At 52.5% G+C, this 12,701-nt stretch carries 5 protein-coding genes and 2 pseudogenes; 4 read left to right on the forward strand and 3 right to left on the reverse strand.

Annotated elements, in window-relative coordinates:
• Positions 1–76: 76 nt before the first annotated feature.
• On the forward strand, positions 77–4,990 hold the full coding sequence (locus PEL01S_RS14570) for a sugar-binding protein (protein ID WP_127460797.1): 4,914 nt from the start codon (positions 77–79) through the stop codon (positions 4,988–4,990).
• On the opposite strand, the pseudogene PEL01S_RS14575 reads toward PEL01S_RS14570, so the two are convergent.
• A pseudogene (locus PEL01S_RS14575) lies at positions 4,987–5,604 on the reverse strand (LysR family transcriptional regulator substrate-binding protein); the annotation flags it as partial. The gene PEL01S_RS14570 and the pseudogene PEL01S_RS14575 overlap by 4 nt on opposite strands.
• Positions 5,605–5,617: 13 nt before the next feature.
• Between PEL01S_RS14575 and PEL01S_RS14580 the strand changes: the two are divergent.
• Positions 5,618–6,301, forward strand: a pseudogene (locus PEL01S_RS14580) (alpha/beta fold hydrolase); the annotation flags it as partial.
• A 132-nt stretch (positions 6,302–6,433) separates the two neighbouring features.
• Here the strand turns inward: PEL01S_RS14580 and PEL01S_RS14585 are convergent.
• Both PEL01S_RS14585 and PEL01S_RS14595 read right to left on the reverse strand, forming a co-directional pair.
• A complete protein-coding gene (locus tag PEL01S_RS14585) occupies positions 6,434–7,345 on the reverse strand; it encodes a cysteine hydrolase family protein (RefSeq protein ID WP_063187475.1) in 912 nt (303 codons plus the stop codon).
• 694 nt (positions 7,346–8,039) lie between these two features.
• Positions 8,040–9,701, reverse strand: coding sequence for a S53 family peptidase (locus PEL01S_RS14595; RefSeq protein WP_127460800.1), 1,662 nt, complete (start codon positions 9,699–9,701; stop codon positions 8,040–8,042).
• A 344-nt stretch (positions 9,702–10,045) separates the two neighbouring features.
• Here PEL01S_RS14595 and PEL01S_RS14600 point away from each other — a divergent pair, with 344 nt between their 5' ends.
• Together PEL01S_RS14600 and PEL01S_RS14605 are read left to right on the forward strand one after the other, a co-directional pair.
• Positions 10,046–10,765 (forward strand): 3-ketoacyl-ACP reductase, encoded by a 720-nt coding sequence (locus tag PEL01S_RS14600; protein WP_127460801.1) that lies wholly within the window; start codon positions 10,046–10,048, stop codon positions 10,763–10,765.
• A 214-nt stretch (positions 10,766–10,979) separates the two neighbouring features.
• A partial coding sequence (locus tag PEL01S_RS14605; RefSeq protein ID WP_255320114.1) for a condensation domain-containing protein occupies positions 10,980–12,701 on the forward strand: 1,722 nt, incomplete at its 3' end.

A 12,701-nucleotide genomic window follows, 5' to 3' on the forward strand; every position in this document is an offset into this window, starting at 1 on the left:
GGTCTCCCGCCGGCTCATCTTCTTCGAATGGGCTTCGACAAGAAGCTTTTCTTACTATTCCTTTTGGAGGTGATTGATGATGAAAAGATACTTCATGAGGAGCTTATGCATCCTGCTGACTTGTTTAATCATGCCGTGGCTGCCCCATCAGGCCGCCGCTTCCGGCGCTTCACCGCTGTTCGAGGACAGTTTTGCGGGCGGGCTGGGCAGCTGGGATTTGTTCGGCAGCACAGCTTGGAGCACGGCCGGGACGGGTGCGGATACCCGGCTTGAGGGCTCGACGACGGCGACGTCCCCCGTGCGGGCGGTCGTGAAATCGTCTGCGCTCCCGTATGCGTCGACTGACTACAAGCTCGGATTTACGGCGGAAGGGGACCGCTTCAGGGTTCTGTTCCGTTATTCGTCCGGCACCAGCTACTACTTTCTGGAATTCAAGAACTCCAAGATCGTCGAGCTGTGGAAATATCCGAACGCATCGGCGAGCGTACAGGTCGGGTCGTCGGTCGATATCGGCGCGGTTATCACCGGCTTCAATCAATCGGACGCGCACGGTTATCAGATCAATGTGCAGGGAAACGAGTTCAAGCTCTACATTGACGGAAGCTTGATCACGACGTTCGAGGATGCTTCGTTGACCGCAGGGGGAGTCGGCTTCGCGCTGAAAAGCGTCGGCCCGGCGGTCCATCTTAGCGTGAAGCGGGTGACGGTGACGCCGGCCGCACCTCCGGCGGTCCTAACGATCGTACATACGCCGGCGTCAGAGGTTCCTTATCATGCCGATCTGCCCGTATCCTTCACGCTGACAGGCACGACGGATGCAGCGCCAAGCGCCGTGATTCATTACGTCTACGGGGACGATGCGGCCGAACAAACGCTGCAGGCGGCAGGAAGCGGGAACGGTCCTTATACGGGAACGATCCCCGGCACGAACCGGGCTCAGCTCCGCTATTATTTGACGGCGCAGGACAGCGGCGGCAGCGCGCGCTATCCGGCAGCAGGAGCGTTTACGGTGCAGGTCGGCGCCATCGCGCCCTATGTGAACGATTTCCAGAGGGAGACGGTCGGCGCAGTCCCGGCAGGCTGGAAAACAGGCGGCAATACCAAGGTCATTCAGCTGCCTGACGGCAACAAGGTGCTCAACCTGAACGGCTCGGGAAGCGCCAAGCTGAATGTGCCTATGTATCAGAATGCGGACAATTTCACGGTCAAATTCAAAGCCAAATACGAGCGGACGAGTACGGCCGTGCAGAATACGTGGCGGTTCCGCTACCGGGCTGCGGACGATGCCAATAACAATGCGCTGGAATGGGCGACCCATAACGCCAAATATTTTCTGATGCGCAAAACGACGCTCGGCGGCAATTATTATATCGCCAACTATGTACAGTCACTGCTCGGCGACTGGCACGATTACGAGCTGCAGATCAGCGGTATCACCCATAAGCTGCTTATTGACGGGGTCGAATCGGCTAGCGGGGACGATTCCGATCCGCTCGCGCTGAAGAAAGGCTACTTTCAGTGGAATGTGGTCGGCGGAATCAATCTGATGATCGACAATTTCTCCATTACGCCGAGCCCGGCTCCTTATGTGATCGATCTTCAGCCTTCCGGCAATTATGCCGGTATTTATACGGGTGACCAATCGCCGGGCCTTCGGATTGCCTTGGAAGCCGGCGCTCAGGCCCATGAGATACAGGTCGATTATACGGTGCGGCGGGCAGACAAAGATCAGTCGACGATTGCTTCGGGGACGAGAACGTACAGCTTGGCCGCCTATGCCAAAGATGCGGAGATCGTGCCGTTCACGCCGAAACCCGGCGCGCCGGGCACTTACGAGGTATCGGCCGCCGTCCGGGTCGATGGGGCCGCACAGCCTGCCAAATCGAAAAAGATGCGGCTGGTTGTCGTCGGCCGGGCTGCCCCGGTCGGGCAACCCGATCTGGACAATGAAAGCATCTTCGGGCTGAACACGCATTACGCGCTGAACTGGAAAGATTCTATCATCGACGGAGCGCGCAAGTTGGGGGCGCGTCATCACCGCTCGGGCATTTCGTGGGAGGATGTGGATAATCATACGCCGGATGCGACAGGCAATCCGGCGTATGATTACAGCCGGACCGATCCGCTGCTGAACAAGTTAGCCGGTTACGGGTTCAATCAAATCACGGTGCTGGGCATCGACAAGAATGCCAATTACCAAGAGGGCACGGTCAATACGACAGCCTCTCTGCAGGCCATGGGCAAGTTCGTGGCGCATACGGTCAACCGGTACAAAGACCGGATCCGGCAGTGGGAGATGCCCAACGAGCCGGAAATTTTCTCCAAGCCTTACGTGCCGGGCGAATTCGTCCAGCTGCAGAAGATCGCCTATCTGAATATGAAAAAGGCGGATCCGAATGCGATGCTGCTTGCAGGCGATCATACATCCAGCGTACGCAGCGTGCTGCCCAAAGAGCTGGAGGCGGGCTCCTTCGATTACGCGGATGCCTATTCGTATCATCCGTACGTATACAATTCGATGCCGGACGGTCATTTGCAAAATATCATCGAAGGCGTGAAGGATCTTGTGAACGCTTACGGCGGATGGAAGGACTATTATTTGACCGAAGGGGGCTGGCCGACCGCCAGCGCGGGTTATCCTTCCGTTCCGGAGGAGGCGCAGCGGGACTATGTCGTGCGCGCTTTCCTGAACTATATGATTACCGATCAGGTGAAAGCTTACGAGTATTATAATTATAAAAACGACGGCACGGACGAGCGGTATTATGACATTTTCTGGGGGCTGACGGACAATGACGGCAGGCCGAAGCTGGCTTATGCCGCTGTCAACCAACTGATGACGACGCTGGATCAGGCCAGGTACATCGGAACTTGGAATACGGGGGACCCGGACGTTGCTGTCCACATCTTCCTGAACAAGAACGAGCCCGTCCTCGTTTCCTGGAAAATGGCGGATCACCAAGACGACCCGGCGCTCAAGCCTCCCGTCGGCACGGTAACGCTGCCGTTCGGTCCGGCGGGCGTGCATATTCGGGACGTCAACGGCGCAGATGTTCCCGTGACGGGGGCTGGCGGCAGCATCCAGCTCGACGTATCGGGTTCGCCGGTGTACGTCACCGGGGTCCCGGCTGGCTTCGTGTTCGAGTCGGCGAACAAACTGCTGCGCGCTAAGCAGCAGACGGCCGCAGGCAAGCTGGACGCGGCGAGGAAGCCGGGCCAGGACGCCGCACTCGACGCCGATGCCGCAGAGCTCGGCCGCATCGCCTCGCAGTTGGAGGCGGCTCTGCGAAGCGGAAGTCCGGCAGCCGGTCTGGAGCAAGGCATTGAGGCCGTCTATGCCCTTATGGCGCACATAGCCGGCCAGATCAAGGTCGGCAATGCGCAGCAGGCCCCCGGCTACGTCGCGCTGGAGGCGCTCTACAACATGGCGGAGAGCGCCTCGGTGGCGCTGGCTTACGCGCATGGCGGCTCTGGTACGGGCAGCCTGGATTACGCCCAGGCTGTGCAGGGCGTGACCGCGGCGTTCAACGCCAAGAAAGGCGATTACAGCGTCATGCCGATCTCGACCGCCGCCGTGCTGCGGTTGAACCGCTACGGCAGGCTGGCCGAAGCAGCGTATGCGCGGGGCAGCTATGCCGCAAGCTACGCTTACAACGTGCTGGCCCGGGAATTTGCCCCGACTGCGGCGGCGATTGTGGACGCGGAAGGAACCAAGTTCGCCGGCGTGCTGGCAAACGTCGTGCCGTCGCAGGCGACGGGCGAAGCAGGCTATGCCTCTGCGATGAATCTGTCCCTGGTCAACGGCATGGCGACGCCCGAGCAGGTAACGGTGCGGCTCAAGGTGCCGGCAGGTTGGGAGGCCATCCAAGCCGATCCGTCTGAAGCAGTCGTGACGGTACCGGCGCAGAGTTCGTTGGAGCAAGCTTATGCGATCCGAGTTCCGGACCATACGCCGAAGGGCCGCTACGACATCCATTTCGAGATGATCTATCAAGGAAAGGTGTTCGATACGAAAAAGGTGCAGTTGACCGTTGAAGACGGGATCGACGTCAGGCTTATGCCGGTGAAGCAGACGGTGGAACAATTGGATGTGCTGTCGGTCGAACTGACAGGCAGCTCTTCGCTGCCCAAGACGGGCAAGGTGACCGTCAAGGGACCGGACGGCGCAGCGCTGTCGCCTGTCGCCTCAGATACGTTCGCCTCGTTGCAGAAAGGGCAGCGTGTTCAACTGGATTTCCGATGGACCTATCATACGCCGCTTCCGTTCAACGAGTATCCGGTCGATGTCCGGGTCGAAGAGACCGTGAGGAACGAGGAGATTTTCCATGATCCGCTGATGCCTTTGGATTTCAATCTGATTCAGCAGGCAGGGAACGTGACCGTCGACGGGGTGCTGAACGATTGGCAGGATGCATTCCCGATCCACCTTCGCTATAAGGCTCAGCATTCGAGCGGTTATCACAATCCGGCGAATCTCGAAGCGACGGCTTACGCCAAGTGGGCGGCTGACGGGCTTTATGTCGCGGTATCCGTGCGGGACGACATCCACAAGCAGTCGGAAAACGCGGCGAATATGTGGAAGAACGACTCCGTTCAGATCAGCCTAGATCCGCTGAACAACCGCGAGTCTCCTTACGGGCCCGATGACATGGAATGGGGATTTGCATTGACAGACAACGGCGGGCTGCTCGTCAACGTCTTTAGCGCCATGCCGCCCAACCCCAGTGGCGACGTGAGCGGCCAGATCCCGTTCCAGGCGGTTCGGGACGAGGGAGCGCGCAGAACCGTCTATGAGTTTAAAATCCCGTCGGCCTATGTCAAAGACCTGAAGCCTGCGCCCGGCGGAATGATCGGCTTCAACGTCGCCGTCAATGACGCGGATCTTCAAAATGGACGGGACGATTTCATCCAATGGACAAAAGGAACGGCCGATTCTAAAAATACCGCGCTCTACGACACTTTCGTTTTCAGCCCGGTGCCGAAGACTTAAGGCCTTAAGGTCGTCCTGGCGGTTTCCAGAAAAGCCTCAATGGCCGGTGAGAGCCATTTCTCTTTGTGCCAAAGCATTTGCGTAGCGACCCGCAAATCCGGCATCGCCCACGGAAGGGCGATCAATTCGCCCCGTTCCAGCTCGGTTGCGGCTGCGATTTCAGGCAGAAAGGCGATGCCGATGCCGGCCATTGCGCATTGCTTGATCGCCTCGGCGCTGCTGAATTCGAGATGTATGCTGCTATCGATGCCGTCCATGGCAAGGGAACGTTCAAACAGCGTGCGATAGGTGCATCCTTTCTCGTTAAGCAAGAACAATTCCCCCTGAAAATGCTCCGGAAGAAGTTCTTCCCATTGCAGGAGCGGATGATTCGGTGCCACAAGCAGGCGGAAAGGCTCCTGAAGCAGCGATTCCGTGCACAATCCCGTCGAGCGAACAGGTTCATCCAAGAAAAAAACAACGTCGGCTTTTCCGTCGTATAGGCTTTGTTTCAATTCATCATTCGCAAAAGGGCGGAAAATGAGCCGGACACCGAGATAATCTTCGCGGAACTGGCGAAATACGGCCGGCAGCCGGTAAGCGCACAGGACTTCGTTGGCGCTGACCGCTACGGTTGATTACGAAATCATGGAGCTGGGCGATGTGGAATTGCAATCCGGAGTGATTTTGCCGGGCGCCTTTTTGGCCTATAAAACCTATGGAACGCTGCGGGCCGACAAAAGCAATGCCATCTTGTATCCGACAGCGTTCGGAGACACGCATGTTCAAAATGAATGGCTGATAGGCGAGGGGAAGGCGCTCGATCCGCAGCATTATTTTATTATCGTTCCGAATTTGCTTGGCAACGGTCTATCCTCATCGCCCAGCAACACTCCGTCGCCTTGGGATCGGGGGAATTTCCCGCAGGTGACGATTATGAACAATGTCCGCTTGCAGCATCGGCTGGTCACCCAGCGGTTCGGAATAAGCAAGCTCGCTCTGGTGATGGGCTGGTCGCTTGGGGCAATGCAGACGTTTCAATGGGCAGCGAGCTATCCGGACATGGTGGAGCGGATTGCGCCGATTGCCGGAACGGCCAAAACTTGGCCGCATACGTATGTGTTCCTTGAAGGAGTCAAGGCGCCGCTGGAGGCGGACGCTGCATGGCGGAGCGGCCATGACCGGCAGACGGCGGAAAAAGCGCTACGCGCGGTAGGTCGCGTCTATGCCGGGTGGGGATTTTCGCAGGCGTTTTACCGGGAAGAGAGGTACCAACAGCTTGGCTATACCTTGCTGGATGCGTTTCTCAGCGGCTTCTGGGACGGCAATTTTGCCGGCCGGGGATTGAATCCCGAGGATAGTCAGTTTATCCATGACGAGTTGAAGCGCCTGCTGGCCTGCAGCGTATCCGCGAGCTGAGCGTGACCGTCGTCGTGCGCAGGTCCGTACCTTAACGGTACGGGCTTATCTATGGGAGGATCTCATTTTATTTATAGTCTCATTGGTAGACCATGAAGCACTAGCGATCATTCGGAAATTTGTTTTTGCGGCTTTATCTCCATCCAAGTCGTTCATTTTTGCAGAAGCTGTGGCATCGTGAACCACGGCCACTTCAAATCCTTGCTCCATGAGTTCGCGCATATGAGATTCAACGCACAGGTTCCCGGACATTCCTGCAAGAATGACGCGGGAAATGCACTGTTTTCGCAACTGCAACACCAAGTCGTTGGCTTCGGGTCCGAAAATTTTATGCGGACTGCAGATGACGGTTTGACCATCTTCGATATAGGGCTTATACCTATCCAAAAAGTCGGCACCGGAACCGGTAAAGCCTTCAAGCGATAATGGACTTTTTCGTTGATACATCTTGAGATCGTGCATCAAATGTTCCAAAACGCCCCCAAACTTCCATTTTTGGTCATAGGGATAATACCAGTGGGGCGACACAAACACTTTAAACTTATTTTCCTTTGCGGTTTTGAATAATAATTCAATGTTCTCGATCGTACGATTTTCAGCCACGCTGTCTTTCACTAAATTCCATGCTGCGCCATGTGGACTTAAAAAGTCATTTTGCGGATCTGTGATCACTAAAGCGGTATTGTTTCGATCCACCTTCATTCCCTGCGCTGGAACCGGTGCGGATTGTGCTACTGCAGCATTGTGATGAAAACTATTGTAAAATTGAGGTGCCATCTGCTTCTCCGAGTAAAGGTGGTGAGATGTTCTAACGTAAGGTATGGATGGTTGCTGGAGGGTGATCGGGTAATATGTTAAAGGTTGGCGTAATAAGCGACGATTTCCATAGCCCCTCAATTCAAACGGAATTCCAAAACCTCCGTGCCCAAAAAAGCCATAGCTACCGTGAATGCACATACAGTGTTATCCTCCATTTAAGATGGTGTACCGATTGTTTAGTGTATGGGCATCTGTCACAAAAAGTTCGAGTTAGAAGTTAAATAGGCTTGTTGGATTAACTTAGTTCCGATATAAACAAAGGTGTAGTACATTCCTTTACCTTGATAACTGGAGTTAAAACTCGCTCACAAGGTAGTTAGGGGCGCTTAGTCCGGAAAAAAACTGAGAAATCAGTTTTTTTTATTTTTCAAATGCATGTTACGGAATGACTATATACACATTCACCCAATTATGCATAGACAATCACCTAAAAAGTATACAACCGAATATAGTATCGGGAAAATTAGATTAAAATAAGGAGTGATGTTCATTGTATCGACAGAATTGCATCCGTGTCCCTTACACCTATGAACAATGTATGGCGGATTGTACAGCTGGACCTGATGGAGGGTATCCTGATGAATGTAACGTACCATGTAGGGAGTATAAAACAAAACCTTGGTATCTAGCATGTACAGCACCTACGGCATATCCACCTAGAATACCTTACAGTTATACCTATGTACTACCTAGCTACCGGCACCATCCCTTCTCATGGTAAAATCATGACTCTATTCCTACAAGCTAAGGATATATTATACCCCCAATCGGGAGGTGCAGCCCCAAGCTGATTATGATACGCCTGGGACTGCACCTCGATTAGAGATTGGATTTACACCGATACAAGCCGATGAGCTTCACTTAGCGCGTTCATCAGCTTTGTTCCATCCGGGCTGCCAAGACCTGTACAAGCATCCCATCCCGTCTGTGCTTCATAGGGTCCGTTTTGGCCGCTCATGTCGTTGTTTCCGCTCGTGATATCATGGAACACATGGTGTTGAGCAGATAAATTGTACAGGATCGGATTGATAAACCCTACGGAGTGGCCCAGTTTCTGGTTGATGATTGCAATTAACCCTGCGAAGAGGGGGGCTACCGCACTTGTCCCGCCAATAACAGCCCGTGTTCCATCCACCAAAATTTGATACCCCGTGGCAGGATCGGCATTTCCGGCCCAATCCGGTACCCCGCGGCCGATCCGTCTTTCCGGATTCGCTGAAGGAGGGACGTTGGCATTGGCTTGCCAATCGGGCCGATCAAATACATCGCTCACGCCGCCGCCAGTGGCCCCCCCGCCAAGAGCTCCTTCATTCCAAACGACTTCCTGGGTAATGGCGGATCCGGAACTTTCAAGTCGTGTGCCTCCGCAGGCAAGAACGTATGGACTAGAAGCTGGAAAATCAACATGATAGCGACCATCCTGCACGCGATCAGTTGACCCGTCATCGCCCGAAGCACAACAAATCGTTACGCCAAGTGCAGCCGCATCCCGGAACGCTTGATTCATGGCATTTATTGCTTGCGGTGTCCATCCAATCTCAGCCTTACCCCAACTAATCGAAATTACGGACGGTTTGTTGCGGGTATCATGAATGGCCGTTGTAATGGCGTTAAGGAAGCCATCATCTGAGTTGTCAGCAAAATAAACAGCGATTTTCGCCCCGGGTGTAACTGCGACAGCTACTTCAATATCGAGTACAACTTCGCCATCAGGCCCATTCGGATCGCCTGTCGGACGGTTAGCTGCTCCGCCAACCGAGACGTCTGTAATATTCGGCTGAGGAATCCCGAGTCCATTAAAATAGGTTTGTAGATCAGCCGGATGATAACCTCCGCCCAGTTCAAGAATACCGATGCATTGGTCTTTACAATGAATTGAAGGAAAATTGTAAAGCGCAGCCACTTCAAGCGGAGTGTAGGAGGTTCTTCCTGCGTGAGCCGTTGTCACTCCACCTTCTTCTTTTAAAACCCGAAAACGGGGACTAGCCTGTGGCCGATTGTCTAAGCCTAAAACCGATTGAATCGTATCGGCAAGATAATCGGGGATGTGGACATGCCCAATCCGCCCGCGATAAGTAAAATCTGGGTGTTCGTAGGTGGACAATTCAACTCCAAAGGCTTTGCTGAAGGAGGTTACTGTTCCCGATAACACCATGGTTCCTGCAGCTGCGTTTACTTCTTTAACCTGGAGGTTATGCTCATGTGCGAATTTCTCCACCTTGCTTAAGTCTGCGGGATTAGCACCATGGGTAGAGGCGAATTCTTCACGAGTTAGATGGCGGCGTTCGGATAAGGGCTGGGCGCCGACTTTTTCAATCATGGAAGTGACCGCAGTATCCGCTGCGGGACGGCGAACAACCACGGTTACCGACATTTGTTCGTTCGGATCAGCCGGACCGACCTTTCGGGAACCTTGTACAGCGGCACGCTCACTGCCAGGAACCCGCACCCAATTAGAAAGTTCTCTTCCAGTAGGGGAATGATCATGATTCATTTGTCATTTGTTCTCCTTGTTTTGAAATTTGCATATCATTGTCAAAAAAGCCAATTCCCAATATATCATTGGTTTTTTAGGATTACATTTAATCCGACACTTTTTGGAAACGATTTGCCTTCTGAAGCCAAGGGAAGTAAACGACATCATTGACTGCTCGTAGATATTGGTCGCTGCTGCTAGACTTTCTTTTCCCATAGAATTGAAGCTTCTGAAACGAAGAGCCAATGCGGCCGCTCGCGTTCCAGAAGCTTTTTTATAACATCATCACTCTGCATGCTTAAAGGAAAAACTGGGGATCATGACGAAGTAGTCAGTTATTATATCAATGAGGAGAGGTTATCATGGAATTGAAAAATAGAACAGCGATTATTACCGGAGCGGGAAAAGGCATCGGCAAAGCGATTGCCATGCAGCTTGCCAAGGAAGGAGTAAATCTCGGTCTGACGGCCAGAACCTCGTCCGATCTGGAATCGCTTCGCACGGAGCTGGAAAGCGCATATGGCGTGAAAGTATATACCGCGGCCGCAGACATTGCCAAAAGAGAAGCCGCCGAGCAAGCGGTCGGATCGCTCATCAATAGCCTTGGTTCGCTCGACATCTTGATCAATAATGCAGGAATCGCGCAGTTCGGCACCGTGGCCGATATGGAGCCCGAGTTATGGGAGAGCATCATTCAAACGAACCTGATGGGCACCTACTATGTCACTCGCGCCGCGCTGCCGACGCTGCTGGCGCAAGCAAGCGGCAGCATCATCAACATTTCGTCCACGGCAGGAGAGCGGGGCTTCGCGACCGGGTCCGCTTATTGCGCGTCCAAGCATGCGGTGATGGGTTTTACGGAGGCGCTGATGCAGGAGCTGCGCAAGTCCAACATTCGCGTAACGGCGCTTACGCCCAGCACGGTCAACACCGAGCTCGCGGCGAACGCCGGTCTCAAAATCGGCGACGAAGACCGGATGATGCAGCCGGAGGACATCGCCGATCTTGTGCTCGCCACCTTGAAGCTGCCGGCACGCGTTTTCATCAAAAACGCCGGGATCTGGACGACCAATCCGCAATAATCATATTCCCCTTCCTCGACAATCTTGGGCCCCCAAGATTGTTTTTTTATTTTTACATGAAGGGGACGGGGATGAATGAAACAGGAGTGGAGTAACTGTAAAAAAACACAAGAATTTAAGTGAAATTTGTGTAAAATTACCATAAGTATCTTGCAAACATTAATTTTATATATTAAGTTAATTATTGGAAAAACATTCAGTGGGGGGCGTAATTTTGAATAGCGCGATTTCATTGCATCCGTTAACTCAAGCGCAGGAGAGGATATGGTATACGGAATTGCTGTATCCCAATACGACAGCGTGTGTTCTTTCTGCAACGATCACAATGAAAGGTCAGATCAATCTCAATAGGTTGAAGCAATCGATTCAACTGGTTATTCAGCAGAATGATGCATTTCGTATCAAGCTAGCGCTTCATAATGGCTTACCCATGCAGTATATCGACACCTTCACAGCAAATGAAATTAAGTTTTTGGATTTCTCGGATAAACGAAACGAATCTTTGGAGGAATGGTTGGACGCCCATAACAGAAAACCGTTTGAATTGCTTCATTCGGATCTGTATCAATTCGTTATTCTGAAAGTAAGCGAGCAGGAATACCGGTACAGTATGAAAATGCATCATATTATAACCGATGGTATTGCAATGAATGTAACGGTGAACCAGATCACGGAAACGTATTTGCAACTTACCGGCGGCACCTCCTGTTCGGAAGAATCCAGAAACTCTTATATGGATTACATTGATATGGAACAGGAATATAAAGAGTCGGAACGATTCAAGAAAGATAGAGCATTTTGGATGGAAAAATATCGGCTTTTGCCTGATCTCACAGGACTTAAGCCATACAATCCTTTATTAACAAGCACAAGCGGGGACAGGAAAAGATTCGTATTACATGCTGATCTATATAGCAGCCTGAAAGCTTTTTGCCAGCAGCACAACAGCAGTGTGTTTACTGTGTTTTTGGCAGCTCTTTATATTTATATGTACAAAGTTACAGGCGAACAAGACGTGGCGATCGGAACGATATATGCAAATCGAACCACAAAAAAAGAGAAAAGCACAATTGGCATGTTTGCCAGCACGGTGGCAGCAAGGATTTTGGTAGAGCCGGAACATGATTTGTTGTCTTTTCTACAAAAAGTAGCCAGGGAACAGCAAGCGGTTCTGCGTCATCAAAAGTATCCTTACAATATGCTGATTCAAGATTTAAGGGAGCTGCATGGCAATAAAGATATTCAACGATTGTTTGGTATTGCCGTGGAGTATCAACCTATTGCTGTTTTGAATTACGATGATCTGAGTGTAAGCTCGAAGGTTGAATTTTGCGGCCATGAGGGTAATGATTTTGTCCTGCATATCAAGGAAATGATGAATGAGCAGCAGATTGTGTTGGATGTGGATTACCGGATTCATTTATTTGATGATATCGAAATAGGAAGAATGGTTGAGCAACTGACAACGATTATTGAGCATATCATTCATCGTCCTTGTGAAAAAATAGCCGGGTTATCCTTGATCCGTGAAGCTGAAAAAGAGTTGATCTTGAATGAATTCAACGCAACGGCAGCGGCGTACGAGAAGGAGAAGACGATCCATCAGTTGTTCGAGGAACAGGTGGAGCGAACTCCGGACCGGATCGCCTTGGTGTACGAAGGGAGCAGGCTTACATATCGGGAGCTGAACGAGAGGGCGAACCGGTTGGCGCGAACGCTAAGGAACGAAGGGGTCGAAGCAGATCAGCTGGTCGGGCTGATGGCGGAGCGTTCCTCGGAGATGGTCATCGGAATGCTGGGCATTTTGAAAGCCGGGGGCGCTTATGTGCCGATTGATCCGGAGTATCCGCGCGAGCGTATTCGCTACATGCTGGAGGATTCCGGGGTCAAGCTGCTTGTGCTGCAGCGTCGTTTGCAGGATCGCGTGTCCTTCGCC

The sequence above is a fragment of the Paenibacillus elgii NBRC 100335 genome, assembly GCF_004000865.1.
GTDB lineage: Bacteria > Bacillota > Bacilli > Paenibacillales > NBRC-103111 > Paenibacillus_G > Paenibacillus_G elgii.

What these genes read in the sequence shown, in the direction of transcription:
- PEL01S_RS14570 (WP_127460797.1), top strand. Translation starts at nt 77, where the DNA reads ATGATGAAAAGATACTTCATGAGGAGCTTATGCATCCTGCTGACTTGT.
- PEL01S_RS14585 (WP_063187475.1), bottom strand. Translation starts at nt 7,345, where the DNA reads ATGTGCATTCACGGTAGCTATGGCTTTTTTGGGCACGGAGGTTTTGGA.
- PEL01S_RS14595 (WP_127460800.1), bottom strand. Translation starts at nt 9,701, where the DNA reads ATGAATCATGATCATTCCCCTACTGGAAGAGAACTTTCTAATTGGGTG.
- PEL01S_RS14600 (WP_127460801.1), top strand. Translation starts at nt 10,046, where the DNA reads ATGGAATTGAAAAATAGAACAGCGATTATTACCGGAGCGGGAAAAGGC.